A 19710-nucleotide genomic window follows, 5' to 3' on the forward strand; every position below is an offset into this window, starting at 1 on the left:
AATTTGGCGAACGAGCTTTTTATCATTTTCTTTTATCAATTCGTGCGCACGACCATTACATCACAGTTAGAATGGCGAACGATGCCTTCCGACACGCTGCCGATAAGGAAACGTTCGACTGCGTTAAGGCCCGTTGCACCGCATACAATTAAATCGATCGAATGCTTTTTCGCTAAATCCCTTGGAATTTGAACTTTAGGGGAACCATATGCAACTTCTGTTTGGACCTTTGCAATCCCGGATGCAATGGCTTCCGTTTTATACTTGTCCAATAGCTCATTGGCAAAGGTTTCAGAGTGATCACGGATAGTCATATCATAAGCTTCGACAGTAGGGAAATTCCTTGTATCCACGATATGTGTGAGCACAAGGGTAGCGTCACTGAGTTTTGCTAAATAGATTGCCTTTTTTAGGGCCCACTCTGCTTCTTCGGAACCGTCCACTGCTACAAGAATATTTTTATAATCTATACTATTCAAGTGAATCTCCTCCTTCTATTTCATTCCTATTATACAATGATTTACCTAATGGATCTGATTTCAATTGTAACAAATTAGCGAATGTTTTAGCCAATGATCTGGAAAACGCAAAATGAAAAAAATGATTCTACCCTTATTATCATGAAAAGATAGCACAATCATTGAATGAACGAAACTCTCAACTTTTTTACCTTATTTGTAAATTCAATGTAGGAGGGGAGTTTTTTCTTTGAGTGTTTCAAGAATATTAAACTATGCATTATATTTATACGTGCTTTTGTATGCTTTGATCTATTTCATTTATATTTCTTTCATCAATGCTGTACATGCTTCCGATCAGTTTAATGAGTATATCAGCACTGCTGCTTCCATTTGTTCTTTTACTATTCTTTCAATGGATTTCATGTAAACATACCGATCAGCATAATAAAAGGAAAATCAAAATTAGATTTATAATCATATCAAGCCTTGGCTTTTCTCTTCTATTTTATCATTTCCCGCCAGAAGACTTCCTCTTCAAGCTTGTGAAGGGGGAGACCCCAAATATAAGGGGGAGATGAATGGCGGTTGGCATAAGCCAAAGTAATCTTTTGGAAAACGTAAGTTCCCTGGTTAGGGGGTGAAACCAATGTTTGTAAACAAAGCTTATAAATTTCGAATCTATCCAACGAAAGAACAACTAGTTTTCATCAATAAAACGATTGGCTCCTCCCGTTATGTCTATAGCTTTCTTTTTAGGCGAAGCAGAACGGCCAATTACCCTTTAATGAATGGAAAGGTTCTATTCTGAATAAATACGCAACGATCAAAGAACTTCCAGCTTTAAAGAAAGAGTATTCTTTCCTGAAAGAATTAGACAGTATAGCCTTACAGAAATCGGTTGAAAATCTAGCAGATTCCTATAATCGATATTATAAAAAGCAAAACAGGTCACCACGCTTCAAATCGAAAAAGAATCCGGTCCAGTCCTACACGACTAAACATACGAATGGAAATATCGGAATGATAGGAAACCAAATCAAATTGCCCAAACTCGGTCTAGTACGCTTTGCTAAAAGGAGCGAAGTCGAAGGGCGAATCATCAATGCCACAATCAGGCGGAACCCTTCGGGGAAATATTTCATTTCCGTTTTAGCGGAAACCGATGTACCAGTACTTCCTAAAACGAATCGTTCGTGCGGTGTAGATGTTGGTTTGAAGAACTTTGCGATTCTTTCAGATGGTACGGTCTATCAAAACCCAAAATTCTTCCGGACGGTCGAAAAAAAAATGTCCGATAGGCTAATGTTCTTAGGAATCCCCCACTTCAATCAGACTGTAAGGTCGATAAGAGGCGGGTAGTTCAAAGTGTTTTTATGTAGGAATAAATGAAAATGAATCAAGGTTCACCACTGAAAGATGGTTAAATGATGATGAAGGAAGAGTATATCTGGTTGAATGAATGAACATGAATTGATAGGCAAGACAAAAGAAGAAGTGATCACGCTTTTAGGATCCCCAACGGAAACGGAATATTTTAAATAGAATGATAATGTAGTTATTTTCTTGGTGCCGGGAGTGAAATCATAAGAATTGATAGTGAATGGCTGGTCATTTGGTTTGACGGCAGTGATAAAGCAGTGAAGCTTGAACTGCGGACCGATTAGTAAAATGAATTTTGATTAATAGATACCCCCGTCTTAAATGAAGGAGGGGGTATCCGGGTCTTTATATTAAATGGTTAATGCATCATCATCACTTTATGATTTGCAGGCTCTTCGGGAATTTGGTCAAAACCTCACAGCCGGTATCGGTGATCAGTAGATCATCTTCAATCCTGACGCCTGCAACATTTGGAACATAAATGCCAGGTTCGATGGTATAAACCATTCCGGATTGGAGTTCGAGGGAATTCGTTTCAGTCAATGATGGATACTCATGGACGCTGATCCCAAGTCCGTGGCCGAGCCTGTGCGGGAAGAATTCACCGTATCCTTTATTCCTGATGATGTTTCTGGCAGTCAAGTCTATCTCGGAACAGGATACACCAGGTTTACTGGCTGCAACGGCAGCTTCTTGTGCTCTAAGTACAGTTTCATATATTTCTGCCTGTTTATCATTGATATCTCCGTAAGCAACCGTTCTAGTGATGTCAGAGCAGTACCCTTCATGAACGACGCCCAGGTCAAAGAGGACAAGGTCGCCGCGCTGAACCTTCGTATTCCCGGGTGTGCCATGTGGGGAAGCGCCATTTTTACCAGTCAGGACCATGGTGGAAAAAGACATTTGGCTGACTCCGGCCTTTTTCAATTCGTATTCTATCGCTGCAAGGATTTCCATTTCCGTTTTACCCTCATGAATTTCGCTGACACCCACTTCAATCGCAAAGTCGGCAAGGCGGCATGCTTCACGGATTTTGACCATTTCATCTTCCGATTTGATCATTCGCATCCTTTGAAGTTTTTCTTCTGCGGAAACGAGCTTTGGTGCTCCGAAGTATTGTTGGACCTTTTCATAACGTTCTACATTCATATGCTCTTTTTCAATGGCCATTGTATGAATGGTTAACCCGCGATTCTCCACTGCTTGCTTAACTTTTTCCCATGGATCTTCAATGTCGGTGTAACCGATGATATCTCCAGACCATCCAGCCTGTTTAGCATCCGGAACTTCCATCTGCGGGCAGACAAGGAATGGGTCGGCATTTGCAAAAATGGCAAGTGCCAGCAGTCTTTCGTGAGGATCACTAAAAAAACCGCTCAAATAGAAGATGCTCTCTGTAGATGTAAGTAAAGCGGCTTCATTCCCATTGGCCTGTAGCCAATTTTGTAGTTCTGTCAAACGTTCATTCATGACGATACCTCCATTAATAAGATATAATTACCTTAGCAATATTTAAAAGTATAGTAAATGGGAAAGGCCTAAGAAAGCTACATAAAAAAATTAGTGGGTTTGGGAAGGGAGCATCAAAAATGAAAGTATCTTTTCATGGACATGCAGTTGTAAAAGTCGAAACGAATGGTAAAACGATTTTAATCGATCCATTCATTACTGGAAACGAATTGACCGATTTGAAGGTAGAAGATGTGAAACCGGATGTGATCATCTTAACACATGGCCATAATGACCACGTCGGTGATACGGTCGAATTGGCCAAAAGGCATGATGCACTTGTCATCGGCATTGCAGAGATTGCCGACTACCTGGGTGCTCAAGGGGTTAGGACCCACGGGATGAGCATCGGCGGAGCTTTCGAGTTCGACTTTGGAAAAGTGAAACTGACGCCAGCTTTCCATGGAACGGGATTCAATAACGGGGAGGGGCAAATCATTTATCTGGGAATGCCTGCTGGCATATTGCTTACGATAGAAGGGAAAACGATCTATCATGCAGGGGATACAGCGGTATTTTCCGATATGAAACTGATCGGGGAGCGACATCCGATTGACTTGGCATTCTTGCCAATCGGCGACAATTACACCATGGGCCCGGAAGATGCAGCACTTGCAGCGAAATTCCTTCAAGCCAAACAAGTCGTGCCGATTCATTACAATACTTTCCCTGTCATCAAACAGGATCCTGGCAAATTCATCGACTTGCTTGAAGAGGGAAATGGGCTGATCATGGAAGCCGGGGATGAAATAGAATTTTAATAAGAGCGGGAGCCTGCAGAGGCTTCCGTTTTTTATGTGGATAGCCGACCGAAATGACGGATTTCCCTTTGGCATTTGCCTTTTACGCAGAGAATTCCAGCGATAGGAAAGTAAAGTCTCGTTCAGCAGCCAAGTCTTTTTTCCTTTCACAGGCATAAAATGAATAGATGAAAAAAGGGGGGATTGGATGAAACAGAGATTATTGCTGTGTTTGCTTTTATGCGGTGTGATGCTGTATTATGCCGTGCCGCGTTTGTCGTTGGAAAGTGGCGGTCTGGAGAGTCTGTTTGCTGGATCCTGGCTGTTGTTTGCATTGTTGGCGGTAGCTGGAAACTTGACGGGCATACTATATTCTCCTAAGAAACAAAAGGTAAAACGCCAGCTGGAATACAAAAGGTTGCGCCAATACTAGTAGTTGTTTGATAAACTAGGCTCTTTGACCTTATAATGAAGAATAGGAATACCGTGAAAAGGGTGAAGCGCTTGGCTACAAAGCATGAACAAATATTAAAACATATCGATGGGCTCCCTGTTGGCGAAAAGATTTCCGTCCGTCAAATTGCGAAAGCATTGAATGTTAGTGAAGGTACGGCATACCGGGCAATTAAAGAGGCGGAGAACCAGGGCTACGTGAGCTCTATTGAGCGGGTAGGCACGATCCGTATTGAGAAAAAGAAAAAAGAGAATATTGAAAAGCTCACTTTCGCAGAGGTAGTCAATATTGTTGACGGACAAGTTCTTGGTGGGAAAACGGGACTTCATAAGACATTAAATAAATTCGTCATCGGGGCAATGAAGCTGGATGCCATGATGAGATATACAGGTGCAGGAAACCTGCTGATCGTCGGGAACCGTACACAGGCCCACGAGCACGCGTTAAAAGCGGGTGCAGCGGTGCTGATCACCGGGGGATTCGATACGGAAGAGCCTGTTAAAAGGTTAGCCGATGAATTGGAGATGCCAGTCATCTCAACGAGTTACGATACGTTTACCGTCGCAACGATGATCAATCGGGCGATCTATGACCAATTGATCAAAAAGGAAATCTTGCTGGTGGAGGATATTTTGACACCCGTACAGGAAACGACCTTTTTAACAGTGGGTGACCGGGTTCAGACTTGGCATGAACTGAATCAGGAATCCGGGCATAGCCGTTTCCCTGTTGTCGATGACAATATGAAGGTTCAAGGAATGGTCACATCAAAAGATATCATCGGACAGGAAGAGCTGACGCTCATTGATAAGGTGATGACGAAAAACCCGATGACCGTAGGCGATAAAATGAGTGTGGCATCTTCTGCACATATGATGGTTTGGGAAGGAATTGAGTTAATCCCGGTCGTTAATGACAGTCATATCCTAAAGGGTATCGTGAGCAGGCAGGATGTGCTGAAGGCACTGCAAATGAGTCAAAGGCAGCCTCAGGTCGGCGAAACGATCGACGATACGATCACCAGCCAGCTAGTGATGACTTCGAATCGTGGCAAGGGCGAGGAAGTGTATAACTATGGCGTCACTCCGCAGATGACCAATTACCTTGGGACCATCTCAAGCGGTGTGTTCACGACATTGGTCACCGACTCGGCCAACCGTGCACTTCGAAGCTATAAGCGCGGTGACTTGGTCGTGGAAAACATGACCATCTACTTCATCAAACCAGTCCAGATCGACAGTACGCTTGAAATCCATCCGCGTGTCCTTGATGTAGGACGTAAATTCGGAAAAGTGGATGTCGAGGTGTTTAACCAAGGAAAACTGGTCGGCAAGGCGATGTTGACTTGCCAATTGCTGGACCGATCATGAAAAATAAGAAGGATAATCGGAATTCGATTATCCTTTTTGATTTGCAGCTTCTTCGATTGCATGCGGCAGGTAAAATTTATACATTTTATAGCCGCCCCAAATACTGAATAGGCCAACGAAGATGAAAACGGCAGCAATGATATAAGTGATGGTCGTGTGGAATAGAAAAAGCTGATTGATTCCGAATAGTGCGACAAACGCACCAAGGGCAATGGAAGACTTCCCTGAAATCCACTTTTTCTCCATCGGCATCCTGGTTCGGACCGATTTGATTTTATAAAACAGATAGACCCCTAGTGAAAGAACGATCAAGGTGACAAGAATAGGCATCGTTTGAAATTCCCCCAATTTTAACATATGTACCTTTTTATTGTAGCGGGAAATGAAAGAGAATGCCACAGTAAACAAGATGAGTCTTCCTATTTCCCCAATTTTTTGATTAAATGAAATATATCATCTTTATTAGGCTTGATGATACATATGTGAAGGGGAGATCTATATGAAAGCTGAATTATTAGCAGATATAAAGCGTTATGATACTATCATTCTCCATCGTCATGTCCGTCCAGATCCGGATGCTTATGGTTCACAGGGGGGATTGGCGGAAATCCTGAAAGCATCTTTTCCCGAAAAGCGAATTTTTACGGTCGGGAAAGAAGAACCGTCATTGAATTACTTAAGAAGGCTCGATGTGATTTCGGATGAAACATATCAAGGTGCTTTGGTCATCGTTTGTGATACCGCAAATACGGACCGGATTTGTGATGCACGGTACACGACGGGGGATAAACTGATTAAGATCGATCATCATCCTAATGAAGATCCATATGGGGATATGCGTTGGGTCGATACATCCGCCAGTTCCACAAGTGAAATGATTTATGAGTTTTACCAGTTCGGTAAAGAACAGGGCCTGAAGATGAGTGATGAAGCGGCTCGCCTTCTATATGCAGGCATTGTTGGCGATACAGGTCGTTTCCTATTCCAAAGTACGACTGAAAAGACATTTGCCTATGCCAGTGAGTTGATTCACTATTCGTTCTCCCGCCCGCAGTTATATCAGGAGATGTATGACGTCGAGGAAAGCATAGTACGGTTGAATGGCTATGTGCTGCAGCATTTTGAAATCCTTCCATATGGAACGGGGAAAATGATCATCACAAAAGATATACTTGATAAATTCCATGCTTCTACATCTGAGGCATCCCAGCTCGTTTCCTCGCTCGGTTCGATTAAAAATGTTAAGTCATGGGTCTTTTTCATTGAAGAAGATAAAGAAATCAGAGTCCGTTTCCGTTCTAAAGGACCAATCATCAATACGATTGCCCGTAAATATAACGGGGGAGGCCACCCGCTTGCAGCAGGGGCTTCGATCCATTCTTGGGATGAAGTGGATAATATCCTTGCCGACATGGAAGAGTTGAATAAAGCGGAATGAAAAAAATTTAAAGACCAAATCGCATATGATTTGGTCTTTAAATTTGGTGGATGTTCACCCATTAAGTCAACATTTAAGAAGTAGTCCTTTTTAGTTTGATTTCAATATTCATTTTCGTATAAAACATGATTTCAACGACTTCAAGTTGATAGCGCTTTTTATTGATGTTCACGATCTTATTTTCTATGGATTTTTTCAAAAGCACCTTTCCGTCATAGACACTGGCGACATCTTTGGCGAGAAGAGAGGAAAGGTCGTCTTCAATCACATCCTCCGCTTCTGCAATACTAAGCCGATCCAGACTGTATTTTTCATTCGTAATGGTTACTTCCACTTCCTGAATCGTCAGGATCTCCTCGTTTTTCTGGTTCAACTTTTTATAATCCTGCTCCCAAATTCCGATTTTCCCGTTTAAATCCTTGATCTTTTCTCTTTGTTCGTGAAGGGTGCGGATCTGCTTCTCCTGCTGGACACCATGCATATAAAAGAAAATCCCCCAGCTGATCAAACCGCCAATTGCGGCTCCGGCAAAAAAACGCTGCCAGGTGGGAGACCGGTGATAGGGAGGAATCCTCATGATGAAATATGCTCCTGCGTGAACCAGTTTATGATCAGTGCTCCTGTCTGTGCTCCGCCAAGTGCAGATAGAATCAATAGGACCTGCTTGACTATATCCTTCGTTTCTCCGTGGAAAATACCGCGTTCGAAATTATAGACCATATCGAAAGTACCCCCGATCGCAGCGACAATCGCCCAAATACGAAGACTGTCCGACAGCCGGAATACAGTCGTCATCGGGGCTTGTCCAGTAAAAAAAGCGGCGAGGCCCCCGATTATCGAGCCGCCAAGCAAAACGCCAAGCGATATGAAAAAGCTGTTGAGAAAGGCTGGAACAAAGGCTTCATTCATATATCATCATCCTTTTTTGCTTGATATCCTTCTATTCCATTTATATGGGAAGTTCAGAGGTAATATGATAGTCGCCGGAAATCAGGAAGTTAAATTGCATTGGTAATGAGAACATATTTTCTTTTTTTGAAATAAACACTATAATGAAAAGAAACATGCCTTACAAAGGTGGGAGAAAAAACGTGTATACTCATCTCCATATTCAGAGCGGATACAGCCTGCTGACAAGTACGGTGAAGATCACTGAACTTGTGGCCAAAGCGAAAGCGGATGGCTGTAAAAGTCTTGCCTTAACCGATCGAAATGTTATGTACGGTTCGGTCTATTTTTATAAAGAATGCAAGAGACAGGGTATAAAGCCGATCGTCGGCATACTTGCGGATGTCCTTGATGAACGGGAATCGGCACATGGACTTCTTTTATTGGCAAAAAATCTACAAGGATATCAAAACCTGCTTAAAATAAGCAGTGCAATAAAAACTAAATCCCCGTCAGGCATTCCAATGAATTGGCTTAAAGCCTATTCCCGGGGCTTGATTGCAATCACACCGGGTGCGGAGGGGCAAATAGAAACCCTATTGAGAGAAGAAAATCCTGAAGAAGCCAAACAGGCAGCAGGGCGATTTCTGCAAATTTTTGGGCATGATAACTTTTATGTATCCATACAGAGACTTTCGATTGCGGATGAGGAAAAAGGTAATGAGGCCATAAGTCAGTTGGCGAGAGATTTAGAGATAAAGATTGTTGCGACGAATCCGGTCTATTATTTGAACGAAAGCGATGCACTCGCTCATGAAGTCTTATTGGCGATTGGAAATGGCGACAAGATGGCGGATGAGACGCATACGGTTCTTGAATCCGATCAATTTTATTTGAAAAGCCGGGCTCAGATGGCTGAACTATTCCATGACAGACCGGATGCACTCGAAAATACACTACATATTGACGCGCAATGCAATCTGGAAATTCCATTTCATCGTTCACTGCTGCCTAAGTACCCTACCGAAGATGGAGTCACAGCCGAGGAAATGCTCGAATCCATCTGTTTCCAAGGGCTGAAGATAAGATTGCCGGAGCCATCCATTCAATATGAAGAGCGCCTGCGATATGAATTGGATATCATCACCAAGATGAAATTCAGCGATTACTTTTTAATCGTTTGGGATTTCATGAAATTCGCTAAGGACCATCAAATCCTTACTGGTCCTGGAAGGGGGTCGGCCGCAGGATCGATGGTCGCTTATGTGCTGTCGATAACGGATGTCGATCCAATCGAACATTCTTTGCTGTTCGAGCGTTTCCTGAATCCGGAACGTGTCTCGATGCCGGATATCGACATTGACTTTCCGGATAACCGCCGTGAAGAAGTGATTGCCTATGTCGCGAAGAAATACGGGGAACTTCATGTAGCACAAATCATTACATTCGGAACATTGGCTGCCAAGGCTGCGTTAAGGGACACAGGACGTGTTTTCGGCTTGAACTCAAAGGAACAGGAAGCGGTATCGAAAATGATTCCAGGCCGTCTGGGCATCACGCTTCCCGAGGCTTTCAAGGAATCGAAAAAGCTCAGGGAATTCGTCAATGAGAGTGACCTGAACCAAAAACTTTTTCAAACCGCGTTATTGCTTGAAGGTCTGCCTCGCCATGCTTCGACACATGCTGCCGGAGTCGTCATCAGCGACCAGGCACTGACAGAACATATCCCCATTCAAGGAGGGCATGACGGCATCCATCTGACTCAATATCCAATGGACCTTCTTGAAGAACTGGGACTTCTTAAAATGGATTTTCTTGGACTCCGCAATTTAACGCTCATCGATAATATTTTAAATAACATCAAAAAGGGAACGGGGAAAAAGCTGGACTTGTCCCATATCCCGATGGATGACCCCGAGACACTAGCCCTTTTAGGGAGAGGTGAAACCACCGGAGTGTTTCAATTTGAATCGGACGGCATCCGAAAGGTTTTGATCAAGCTGAAACCGAACCGATTCGAGGATATCGTCGCGGTCAATGCCCTATATCGTCCAGGTCCGATGGAAAATATACCGCTGTTCATCGAGCGAAAACATGGACTGGCTCCGATTGATTACCTGCATGAGGATTTGAAGGATATCCTCGAGCCTACATACGGGGTCATTGTTTATCAAGAACAAATCATGCAAATTGCCTCCCGCTTAGCCGGGTTTTCATTAGGGGAGGCTGACATGCTCCGTCGTGCCGTTTCGAAGAAGAAGAAGGATGTTCTGGATCAAGAGCGGCAGCATTTCGTGAGCGGCTCATTGAAACAAGGATACTCCGAAAAAACGGCAGATGAGATTTATTCCTTGATTGTCCGCTTCGCTAACTATGGGTTCAACCGGAGCCATGCGGTGGCGTATAGTTTCATCGCTTATCAGCTGGGTTACTTGAAAACCCACCATCCGGAATATTTCATGGCAGCACTCCTGACCTCGGTCGTCGGGAATGATGAAAAGATTTCGCAATATATCCGTGAAGCAAAAAAGAAAGGGATAATGGTTCTGACTCCCTCGATTAATCGGAGCGGTTACCCGTTTTTACCGGAAAAGGAAGGGATCCGATATAGCCTTGGAGCCATAAAAGGGATAGGCGGGACGGTCCTAAAAGAAATCTTTGCTGCGAGACGGCAGAAGAAGTTCGCTGATTTATTCGATTTCTGTTTGCGCGTTTCCGGAAAAATCGTAAATAGAAAAGTGTTGGAGGCGCTTGTGCATTCAGGTGCATTTGATGAATTCGGTGAAGACCGGGCAACATTGTTGGCGAGCTTGGACATAGCGATCAATCATACGGAATTGGTTAATCCGGATGATGACCTATTCGATATGTTTTCGGATGGCGAGTTTTCACTCAAACCGAAGTACAACCGGGTCGAGCCTATCCCTATCGAGCACAAACTCTCATTGGAAAAAAGCGCATTGGGGCTTTATCTATCGAATCATCCGGTGACAAGCTACAGAGAACTTTTTCAGCACTTCGGCTGTTTGACCATAGATGAGGCTACCAATAAAAAGGAATCAAAAGTCTTACTTGGCGCATACATTACGTCGGTTAAAACCATAAGGACAAAAAAGGGCGATGTGATGGCTTTCTTGAGCGTTAGTGATGAAGAGGGGGATATTGAAGCGGTCGTTTTTCCAAATGTTTATAAAAACCACTCTGCCGACTTGAATCACGGACAGCTCGTTATGCTGCAAGGGACATTGGAAGAGCGGGATGGAAAAACACAGCTCCTGATCAGGAACGTGTACCCGCTTGAAAAAGTGAAGCAGATGAAAGAGGAGAAAAACGGAACGATATTCCTGAAAATTGAGGCTGGCAAGCAAACGAAGGATACATTGCAAAAAATAAAAAAAATTTTAATGCAGCATAGCGGTGAAACCAAGGTCATGCTTTTTTACGAGAGGGAAAACCGCTATGTACAGCTATCTTATTGGGATTGGGTCAATCCTACAGATAGTCTGATGCAGGCACTATTTGACTTGGTCGGAAAAGGGAATGTGGTTTACAAGAAAGAATAACTGTTTTACAACTTTAATAGTTATGTTATATTGAAAACAGGCCGCTGTGGTCTGACCACTAGATTTCAGCATATAAGATTTGGTTTACCCAATTTGTTTTAGGAGTGAAACTATGACATTAAGAGAAGAAGCATTACATATGCACCGCTTGAATCAAGGGAAATTAGAAACAGTATCGAAAGTACCGGTAAGGAATGCAGTAGATTTAAGCCTGGCTTATTCTCCTGGTGTCGCAGAACCGTGTAAAGATATTTACGATAAGCCGGAAACCGTTTATGACTATACAATGAAGGGGAATACGGTTGCCGTTATTTCTGATGGAACGGCTGTGTTGGGACTTGGAAACATCGGTCCGGAAGCTGCTATGCCGGTTATGGAAGGAAAAGCCGTTTTATTTAAAAGCTTCGCTGGAGTGGACGCTTTCCCAATCTGTTTAAAAACGACGGATGTGGACAAAATTGTAGAGACCGTTAAATTACTCGAACCGACTTTCGGTGGAGTGAACTTAGAGGACATAGCCGCACCAAATTGTTTTGAAATTGAAGAACGTCTCAAGAAAGAAATGAATATCCCTGTTTTTCATGATGATCAGCATGGTACAGCCATTGTTACTGTTGCCGGTCTTGTAAACGCGTTACGACTTGTGAATAAATCAATGTCGGAAATTAAAGTGGTAGCGAATGGAGCAGGCGCTGCGGGCATTGCCATCATTAAATTGCTTTATAGCTATGGAGTTCGTGACATTATCATGTGTGATACGAAGGGTGCCATTTATGAGGGCCGTTCGACAGGTATGAATGATACAAAAGACCAAGTGGCGAAAGTGACCAATCGAAATAAGGTTTCAGGATCTTTGGAAACTGTCATTCAAAACGCTGATGTATTTATAGGTGTTTCTGCCGCAGGTGCATTGACAAAAGAAATGGTTTCTTCGATGAATCGGGATGCGATCATTTTCGCGATGGCTAATCCAGATCCGGAAATCATGCCGGAAGATGCGAAAGCAGCGGGTGCCAAGGTTGTTGGAACAGGCCGTTCGGACTTCCCGAATCAGGTCAATAACGTCCTTGCTTTCCCAGGGATTTTCCGTGGGGCCTTAGATGTACGTGCGACTCATATCAATGAAAAAATGAAGGTTGCTGCAGTACAAGCCATTGCCGGTTTAATACAGGAACATGAGTTAAACGAAGACTACGTTATCCCTGCTCCATTTGATGAGAGGGTAGCACCTGCCGTTGCGGCTGCTGTTGCCAAGGCAGCGATGGAAACGGGAGTGGCTAGAATTAATGTGGATCCCGAGGAAATTAAAGAAAAAACAAGGAAATTAGCGATCATTGGAAAAAGTGAGGAATAATTAATTTGGCAGGTCGTACTTCTTCATCCAAAATTTATCTCGATGTCGTTGAGAGCCTACGTAGCATGATTGAAGCGGACAGCCTCCTGCCGGGAGATAAAATCCCATCAGAACGGGAGTTATCGGATCGTTTTAATGTTGGCCGTTCCTCTGTCCGTGAAGCATTGCGTGCCTTAGAGCTATTAGGATTAATAGAAACAAGGCGTGGTGAAGGGACGTTTATCAGGGATTTCCAGGAGCATAAGCTAGTCGAGCTTCTGGGAACCTTTTTTTTGCAAGATAAAAAAGTACAAGAAGATTTGTCTGAGACGAAAAGGCTGATTGAAATAGACTGTTTGCGGATCGTCGCCTTTTTCGCTACGGCTGAGGATATCAAAAGATTAATGGCCTGGGTCAAAGCGGATGAGTTTCATGATGATGATTTCTTCTTAAGAATTGCCATTTTGAATCGCAATCGTTTGCTGGAAAGAATTTGGCGCATTGTCAACAGCTATGCTAGAACATCAGAGATGGTACAGGGTAATGTGAAAAAAGAAGATTATCTGGCACTTCTTACATATTTGCTCGAACGTGATGAAGAAAAAGCCATCGAAACGTATCTTATTAGAATTAGAAATATGTCGAAGGACGAGTGACACCTTTTTACACGATACTAATTTTATTTCTGATATAGTTTGTACCAAGTATCATAAAATAGATAATTGGTGGTAAAGGGAGGATTAAGCTTGCTTAAAGAGCTATTTGCGAAGTCTAAGAAGAAATATGCAACGGTTCCTTTAGATCGGGAGAAACAAGATGTACCAGAAGGAATCATGACAAAGTGCACCGGCTGTAAAAAAATCATGTATACAAAAGAATTGGTGAAAAACAAGAAAGTCTGTCTGCATTGCGGGCACCATCATCCGATGTCTTCCCATGAGCGCATCGAATTTTTATTCGATGCAGGCAGTTTTAATGAATTTGATAAAGAAATGATTTCAGTTAACCCGCTTGAATTTCCGGATTACTTGGATAAATTGGAAAAAGATAAAAAGAAAGCCAAGATTAATGAGGCTGTTGTCACAGGAGTGGGAAGCATCAATGGGTACCAAGTTTCATCAGCCATCATGGATTCGAATTTCAGGATGGGAAGCATGGGATCCGTTGTAGGGGAAAAAATTACCCGTGCCATCGAACGTGCAGCTGAATTGAAGATTCCGTTCATCATATTTACGGCATCCGGCGGCGCTCGGATGCAGGAGGGTGTTTTAAGCTTGATGCAGATGGCAAAGACAAGTGCAGCACTCAAGATGTTCAGCAATGAAGGCGGACTGATCATTTCAATGATGACCCATCCTACCACAGGTGGGGTTTCGGCAAGTTTCGCGTCACTTGGCGATATTAATCTAGCCGAACCTGGAGCACTTATTGGTTTTGCGGGCCGAAGAATCATTGAACAGACGATCCATGAAGAGCTTCCTGAAGATTTCCAAACCGCTGAATTCTTGATGAAGCACGGCCAATTGGATGCGGTCGTCAAACGTACGGAAATGAAGGAAACCTTGACGACGATCCTTAAAATCCATGCCCCGGGCGGTGAATGGTTATGATTTATGAATTAGAGTTCGAGCGTCCCGTTACGGACCTGAGAAATAAGATTAAAGAGCTAAAGGAAATTTCGAAGGATGCTGATGTAGACCTTACAGCTGAAATCGAAACATTGGAAAAGCGTTTAGAGAAGCTGGAAGTGGATATTTATAACCATCTAAAACCGTGGGATCGTGTTCAGATTGCCCGGCATCCAGCCCGTCCGACGACGCTTGATTACATTCCGCTATTATTCAATGACTTCATCGAGTTTCATGGTGACCGTTATTATGGGGATGATGAAGCGATTGTCGCTGGAATCGCAGAATTTGATGGACTTGCCGTGACTGTCATCGGTCATCAACGAGGTAAAGATACGAAGGAAAACATCCGTCGTAACTTTGGCATGCCCCATCCTGAAGGCTATCGAAAAGCTTTGCGTCTGATGAAACAGGCGGAAAAATTCAACCGGCCGATTATTTGTTTCATTGATACGAAGGGAGCTTTCCCTGGTAAAGCTGCTGAAGAGCGCGGGCAAAGTGAAGCCATTGCGAAAAACCTTTTCGAAATGGCAGGGCTGAAGGTGCCGGTCATCAGTATTGTCATCGGTGAAGGCGGAAGCGGCGGTGCATTGGCACTTGGCGTCGGAGACCGAATTTTCATGCTTGAGAACTCAACATATTCGGTAATTTCCCCTGAGGGGGCTGCAGCCTTGCTTTGGAAGGATGCTTCTCAGGCTAAGAGGGCTGCGGAATCGATGAAAATCACGGCTCCCGACTTAAACCGCTTAGGAGTAATCGATGAGATCATTCCTGAAGTGAGGGGCGGCGCCCATCGGGATTCAAATTTACAGGCTGAAGCCATCAAGGAAATCCTGAAACGTTCATTCAATGAACTTCTGCCATTGAATAGTGAAGATCTTATCAACCAGCGTTATATGAAATTCAAGAAAATCGGTGAATATGAATTTGCAAAACAACCTGAGGGCGAACCTAAGGAAGTGGAACAGCATTCATAAACACATTTTGCAAAAGGAAAAACGTGCTGCCTGGGGCAACACGTTTTTTCATCCTTTCAGGGTGCATATGTATTCATTATCGAAACGAGTAAAGAATATGGTTTGTGTGTAGAATGTAAACTTTTACATCATATTACTTCAATTTCTGAAGATAATCGGTTAGGCTTATAACATCAAGTGTGCATAAGTGAAACAGTTACTGCTTATTGAAGCTTGAAAAAGGGTACAATGATATAACGAAGCTAAAAATTGATTAGTGCTGTAGAGAGGTGACATTTATGAAAAGAATAGGTGTATTGACGAGTGGAGGAGATTCTCCAGGCATGAATGCGGCAGTCCGAGCAGTTGTCCGGAAAGCAATTTTTCATGAAATGGAAGTTTTCGGAATTTATCATGGCTATCAGGGTCTGATAAATGGAAATATAAAGAAGCTTGAACTTGGGTCGGTCGGGGATATCATTCATAGAGGCGGCACGATGTTACATACGGCTCGCTGTCCGGAATTTAAGACGGAGGAAGGCCAGCTGAAAGCGATTGAACAATTGAATAAACTTGGTATCGAGGGCATTGTCATTATTGGTGGCGATGGTTCTTACCGCGGAGCGAGAGCTTTAACGGAAAGGGGTTTCCCTTGTATCGGGGTTCCTGGAACGATTGATAATGATATACCGGGTACGGACTTTACCATTGGTTTCGATACGGCCCTGAATACAGTCATCGATGCTATCGATAAAATTCGGGATACGGCCACTTCTCATGAAAGGACTTATGTGGTTGAAGTGATGGGAAGAGATGCCGGCGATATTGCGCTTTGGGCTGGATTGGCTGGCGGAGCTGAAACGATTCTTTGTCCTGAATATGAATATGATATAGAAGAACTGATTGGGAAGCTTAACCGCGGACATGACCGTGGGAAAAAGCACAGTATCATCATTGTAGCTGAAGGTGTTGGAAGTGCCGTTGATATTTCCAGGAAAATTGAGGCGAAAGCAGGATTTGAAACCCGTGTAACGGTCTTGGGCCATGTTCAGCGCGGAGGATCTCCCTCGGCAAATGACAGGGTATTGGCAAGCCGGCTTGGAGCAAGAGCCGTTGAATTGCTTCTTGAAGGAAAAGGAGGCAGGGCTGTCGGGATAGAACAAAATCAACTTGTTGATTATGATATTATCGAAGCTCTTGCTAAACCGCATACAATTGATAAGAAGATGTATGATTTATCCGCTGAGCTATCCATTTAATCATTAATGACCGAGAGGAAATGCTTTTTAAAGAATTGGGTATTTAAAAGAAGACATAAAACACTTCCTCCCTGTCTTCAAAAGGTGGACAGGCGGGGAGTTTTCCTTAAAGGAGGATGACACATGCGTAAAACCAAGATTGTTTGTACGATTGGCCCTGCAAGTGAAAGTATAGAAAAGCTGGTTCAATTAATAGAAGCGGGGATGAATGTAGCACGGCTTAACTTTTCTCACGGAAATCATGATGAACATGCCGCTAGAATCCGCAATATCAGAGAAGCGAGCGAAAAAGCGGGTAAACAGGTTGCCATCCTGTTAGATACGAAAGGGCCTGAAATACGGACAAATAATATGGAAAATGATTCCATTGAGCTTGTAGCTGGCAATGAAGTCATTATTTCCATGAATGAAGTCCTGGGAACACCTGAAAAATTCTCCATTACCTATGAAGGGCTTCTGCATGATGTCCACCCAGGATCTAAAATCCTTTTGGATGATGGATTGATCGGGCTTGAAGTGTTGAAGATAGATAAGGTAAGAAAAGAAATCCATACCAAGATATTGAATAGCGGTACACTCAAGAACAAAAAAGGCGTGAATGTTCCTGGAGTTTCGGTTAACCTGCCTGGCATAACGGAGAAAGATGAACAGGATATCCTTTTTGGAATCGAACAGGGTATCGACTTCATTGCTGCCTCATTTGTACGCAGGGCTTCCGACGTGCTTGAAGTAAGTGAACTATTGCAGCAAAATGGAGCGGAACATATTCAAATCATCCCTAAAATCGAGAATCAAGAAGGCGTAGACCGTCTTGATGAAATCTTGGAAGTTTCAGATGGATTGATGGTAGCACGTGGAGACTTGGGAGTGGAGATTCCTGCAGAAGAAGTGCCATTAGTCCAAAAACAAATGATCAAAAAATGTAATAATGCTGGGAAACCAGTCATAACGGCTACACAAATGCTCGATTCGATGCAACGTAACCCAAGGCCGACCCGCGCAGAAGCAAGTGACGTGGCCAATGCCATATTTGATGGAACGGATGCAATCATGCTTTCTGGCGAAACAGCTGCTGGAACCTATCCTGTCGAAGCGGTGCAAACGATGCATAACATTGCTTCACGTGCTGAAACTGCCCTTGATTATCGGGATATATTATCAGTCAGAAGCAAAGTGAACCGTCATAATGTCACTGATGCTATTGGTCAATCCGTTGCCCACACTGCGCTTAATCTTAGTGCCGGGGCAATCATCACCCCTACAGAAAGCGGTCATACGGCAAGGATGATTTCCAAATACCGCCCTAAAGCACCGATCATTGCGGTTACATCCAATGATCATGTTTCAAGACGGCTTGCATTGGCTTGGGGGGTCTATCCGCAGATTGGCCCAAAAGCGACGACTACCGATGAAATGCTTCAAACCGCTATAGATGAAAGCTTGCATTCTGGCTTAGTTTCCCATGGGGATTTAGTCGTCATTACAGCCGGTGTGCCTGTAGGTGAAACAGGTACGACTAACTTGATGAAAATTCATGTGTTAGGAGAGGTTCTTTTGAAGGCTCAAGGAATCGGCAGGAAATCAGCGAAAGGTGAAGTGGTTATAGCTAAGAATGCCAGGGAAGCTTTGGAAAAAGTGACGGAAGGCTCTGTATTGGTAACGATCGGTTCGGACCGCGAAATGATGCCGGCGATTGAAAAGTGTGCGGCATTGATTACGGAAGAAGGCGGTTTGACAAGCCATGCAGCTGTTGTAGGAGTCACATTGGGCATACCGGTCATCGTTGGGGCGGAGGACGCGACCAAGGTTTTCAAGGATGGTCAAAGGATAACAGTCGATGCAGGTCGTGGAGTCATTTATGATGGACATGCCAACGTTTTGTAAAACGAAATTTTGGCTGATTCCGTGCCAATGAGGTAAGATGGATGTACCGCACCAGAAATGGGCTGTGCAGGAGGAATGTAGATGAAATATTTTTTAATGTTTATCATTGCGATGCCGGTCGTTGAAATTATTGTCCTTTTGCTGTCAGGTAATCTGATTGGTTTTTGGCCAACTCTGTTCCTGATTGTGGCCACAGGTTTGATCGGAGCCTATTTGGCTAAACGGCAAGGGATGGAAACATGGAAAAAGGCACAGGAACAGATTCGTTACGGAATGATGCCAGGAAATGAAATCATTGATGGAATCTGTATCTTTATCGGAGCCGCACTGTTGCTGTCCCCTGGGCTCATCTCGGATATCATGGGATTGATCCTTGTGTTTCCGCCAACCCGGAATCTCCTCAAACCGATTGTTATCCGGTTTATCATGAACAGGATGAATAAAGGGAAAGTAACCATCATTCGGCATAAATAATATAAGGCTGTCCTAAAGGCATAAGCTTTTAGGCAGCCTTTTTGGTCTGGAAAAAGGTCAACAAAAGCATCCAAGTTTTTTATAGGGTGCTTTTTTGCTTTTCATTGAAATGGGAGTTTCAATGTAAATCTGATTTTACCTGTTTCACCATTAAATGATGAATTCCACGAGAATGAAAAAGTGTATAATAACAGGATTTTTAAATTGTTAACTCCTAAGAATCATTGGTAAATCAGGCTTTTTCATGCTTAAAAATCTTTTTTTAGATTTTTTAGAAAAAACTGGTGACAAATTTATACAACGTGTTATATAATACAAACAGGAAATAAAACAACTGTATTATAACATATAAAAGTTGGAAAGGATGTGGAGA

At 43.3% G+C, this 19710-nt stretch carries 18 protein-coding genes and 1 pseudogene; 14 read left to right on the plus strand and 5 right to left on the minus strand.

All coding sequences use genetic code 11. The annotated features are described in order from the left end of the window. Nucleotides 1-35: 35 nt before the first annotated feature. A complete protein-coding gene (locus QFZ73_RS18620; RefSeq protein ID WP_214791049.1) occupies nucleotides 36-470 on the minus strand; it encodes a universal stress protein in 435 nt (144 codons plus the stop codon). 238 nt (nucleotides 471-708) lie between these two features. Between QFZ73_RS18620 and QFZ73_RS18625 the strand changes: the two genes are divergently transcribed. Both QFZ73_RS18625 and QFZ73_RS18635 read left to right on the plus strand, forming a co-directional pair. Next, nucleotides 709-888 carry a hypothetical protein gene (locus tag QFZ73_RS18625; RefSeq protein WP_307269260.1) on the plus strand — a complete coding sequence of 60 codons (180 nt, stop codon included), beginning with the start codon at nucleotides 709-711 and terminating at the stop codon, nucleotides 886-888. Between the two features lie 219 nt (nucleotides 889-1107). Further along, nucleotides 1108-1754, plus strand: a pseudogene (locus QFZ73_RS18635) (RNA-guided endonuclease TnpB family protein); the annotation flags it as partial. Nucleotides 1755-2213: 459 nt separating this feature from the next. Here the strand turns inward: QFZ73_RS18635 and QFZ73_RS18640 are convergent. Then, on the minus strand, nucleotides 2214-3311 hold the full coding sequence (locus tag QFZ73_RS18640; protein ID WP_251429271.1) for a M24 family metallopeptidase: 1098 nt from the start codon (nucleotides 3309-3311) through the stop codon (nucleotides 2214-2216). A 119-nt stretch (nucleotides 3312-3430) separates the two neighbouring features. Here QFZ73_RS18640 and QFZ73_RS18645 point away from each other — a divergent pair, with 119 nt between their 5' ends. The 3 genes from QFZ73_RS18645 to QFZ73_RS18655 all read left to right on the plus strand — a co-directional run bounded on the left by QFZ73_RS18645 (nucleotide 3431) and on the right by QFZ73_RS18655 (nucleotide 5914). Beyond that, a complete protein-coding gene (locus QFZ73_RS18645) occupies nucleotides 3431-4111 on the plus strand; it encodes a metal-dependent hydrolase (RefSeq protein WP_307269269.1) in 681 nt (226 codons plus the stop codon). A 187-nt stretch (nucleotides 4112-4298) separates the two neighbouring features. After that, nucleotides 4299-4523, plus strand: a complete 225-nt coding sequence (locus QFZ73_RS18650) for a hypothetical protein (protein ID WP_133349657.1) — start codon at nucleotides 4299-4301, stop codon at nucleotides 4521-4523. A 71-nt stretch (nucleotides 4524-4594) separates the two neighbouring features. Continuing rightward, entirely contained in the window at nucleotides 4595-5914 is a 1320-nt protein-coding gene (locus QFZ73_RS18655) for a DRTGG domain-containing protein (protein WP_137018167.1), read from the plus strand. Nucleotides 5915-5941: 27 nt separating this feature from the next. Here the strand turns inward: QFZ73_RS18655 and QFZ73_RS18660 are convergent, their stop codons facing one another. Further along, complete coding sequence (locus tag QFZ73_RS18660) at nucleotides 5942-6244, minus strand: YtpI family protein (RefSeq protein WP_034309143.1); 303 nt, start codon at nucleotides 6242-6244, stop codon at nucleotides 5942-5944. Between the two features lie 169 nt (nucleotides 6245-6413). On the opposite strand from QFZ73_RS18660, the gene QFZ73_RS18665 reads away from it, so the two are divergent. Further along, nucleotides 6414-7352 carry a DHH family phosphoesterase gene (locus QFZ73_RS18665; protein ID WP_307269274.1) on the plus strand — a complete coding sequence of 313 codons (939 nt, stop codon included), beginning with the start codon at nucleotides 6414-6416 and terminating at the stop codon, nucleotides 7350-7352. A 73-nt stretch (nucleotides 7353-7425) separates the two neighbouring features. Here the strand turns inward: QFZ73_RS18665 and ytrI are convergent, their stop codons facing one another. Next, the gene (ytrI, locus tag QFZ73_RS18670; RefSeq protein WP_307269276.1) at nucleotides 7426-7929 is read right to left on the minus strand and encodes a sporulation membrane protein YtrI; all 504 of its coding nucleotides are present in this window, start codon (nucleotides 7927-7929) and stop codon (nucleotides 7426-7428) included. Then, nucleotides 7926-8261: a sporulation membrane protein YtrH gene (ytrH, locus tag QFZ73_RS18675; protein WP_076364742.1), complete on the minus strand. Its 336-nt coding sequence runs from the start codon at nucleotides 8259-8261 to the stop codon at nucleotides 7926-7928. Before ytrH ends, ytrI begins: the two co-directional genes overlap by 4 nt. 182 nt (nucleotides 8262-8443) lie before the next feature. On the opposite strand from ytrH, the gene dnaE reads away from it, so the two are divergent. From dnaE to QFZ73_RS18715, 8 genes are all read left to right on the plus strand, one after another. Then, nucleotides 8444-11803: a DNA polymerase III subunit alpha gene (dnaE, locus tag QFZ73_RS18680; RefSeq protein WP_307269281.1), complete on the plus strand. Its 3360-nt coding sequence runs from the start codon at nucleotides 8444-8446 to the stop codon at nucleotides 11801-11803. A gap of 112 nt (nucleotides 11804-11915) precedes the next feature. Then, nucleotides 11916-13157: an NADP-dependent malic enzyme gene (gene ystJ / locus QFZ73_RS18685; RefSeq protein ID WP_251429255.1), complete on the plus strand. Its 1242-nt coding sequence runs from the start codon at nucleotides 11916-11918 to the stop codon at nucleotides 13155-13157. A 5-nt stretch (nucleotides 13158-13162) separates the two neighbouring features. Then, nucleotides 13163-13792, plus strand: coding sequence for a FadR/GntR family transcriptional regulator (locus QFZ73_RS18690; protein ID WP_094246639.1), 630 nt, complete (start codon nucleotides 13163-13165; stop codon nucleotides 13790-13792). A gap of 90 nt (nucleotides 13793-13882) precedes the next feature. Next, the gene (gene accD, locus QFZ73_RS18695; RefSeq protein WP_251429252.1) at nucleotides 13883-14746 is read left to right on the plus strand and encodes an acetyl-CoA carboxylase, carboxyltransferase subunit beta; all 864 of its coding nucleotides are present in this window, start codon (nucleotides 13883-13885) and stop codon (nucleotides 14744-14746) included. Further along, complete coding sequence (gene accA, locus QFZ73_RS18700; RefSeq protein WP_251429249.1) at nucleotides 14743-15741, plus strand: acetyl-CoA carboxylase carboxyl transferase subunit alpha; 999 nt, start codon at nucleotides 14743-14745, stop codon at nucleotides 15739-15741. Before accD ends, accA begins: the two co-directional genes overlap by 4 nt. Nucleotides 15742-16019: 278 nt before the next feature. Next, nucleotides 16020-16979 (plus strand): 6-phosphofructokinase, encoded by a 960-nt coding sequence (pfkA, locus tag QFZ73_RS18705; RefSeq protein WP_251429246.1) that lies wholly within the window; start codon nucleotides 16020-16022, stop codon nucleotides 16977-16979. A gap of 123 nt (nucleotides 16980-17102) precedes the next feature. Then, entirely contained in the window at nucleotides 17103-18863 is a 1761-nt protein-coding gene (gene pyk / locus QFZ73_RS18710) for a pyruvate kinase (protein ID WP_307269287.1), read from the plus strand. 81 nt (nucleotides 18864-18944) lie between these two features. Next, entirely contained in the window at nucleotides 18945-19337 is a 393-nt protein-coding gene (locus tag QFZ73_RS18715) for an FxsA family protein (RefSeq protein ID WP_034309123.1), read from the plus strand. Nucleotides 19338-19710: the final 373 nt, after the last annotated feature.

Source organism: Peribacillus sp. V2I11 (assembly GCF_030817135.1).
In the GTDB taxonomy this organism is placed as follows: domain Bacteria; phylum Bacillota; class Bacilli; order Bacillales; family DSM-1321; genus Peribacillus; species Peribacillus simplex.

Excerpts from the sequence above, each read along its gene's own strand:
- QFZ73_RS18650 (WP_133349657.1), top strand. The coding sequence starts at position 4,299 with ATGAAACAGAGATTATTGCTGTGTTTGCTTTTATGCGGTGTGATGCTG.
- QFZ73_RS18645 (WP_307269269.1), top strand. The coding sequence starts at position 3,431 with ATGAAAGTATCTTTTCATGGACATGCAGTTGTAAAAGTCGAAACGAAT.
- ystJ (WP_251429255.1), top strand. The coding sequence starts at position 11,916 with ATGACATTAAGAGAAGAAGCATTACATATGCACCGCTTGAATCAAGGG.
- ytrH (WP_076364742.1), bottom strand. The coding sequence starts at position 8,261 with ATGAATGAAGCCTTTGTTCCAGCCTTTCTCAACAGCTTTTTCATATCG.
- ytrI (WP_307269276.1), bottom strand. The coding sequence starts at position 7,929 with ATGAGGATTCCTCCCTATCACCGGTCTCCCACCTGGCAGCGTTTTTTT.
- accA (WP_251429249.1), top strand. The coding sequence starts at position 14,743 with ATGATTTATGAATTAGAGTTCGAGCGTCCCGTTACGGACCTGAGAAAT.
- QFZ73_RS18665 (WP_307269274.1), top strand. The coding sequence starts at position 6,414 with ATGAAAGCTGAATTATTAGCAGATATAAAGCGTTATGATACTATCATT.
- QFZ73_RS18715 (WP_034309123.1), top strand. The coding sequence starts at position 18,945 with ATGAAATATTTTTTAATGTTTATCATTGCGATGCCGGTCGTTGAAATT.
- QFZ73_RS18640 (WP_251429271.1), bottom strand. The coding sequence starts at position 3,311 with ATGAATGAACGTTTGACAGAACTACAAAATTGGCTACAGGCCAATGGG.
- pfkA (WP_251429246.1), top strand. The coding sequence starts at position 16,020 with ATGAAAAGAATAGGTGTATTGACGAGTGGAGGAGATTCTCCAGGCATG.
- pyk (WP_307269287.1), top strand. The coding sequence starts at position 17,103 with ATGCGTAAAACCAAGATTGTTTGTACGATTGGCCCTGCAAGTGAAAGT.
- QFZ73_RS18660 (WP_034309143.1), bottom strand. The coding sequence starts at position 6,244 with ATGCCTATTCTTGTCACCTTGATCGTTCTTTCACTAGGGGTCTATCTG.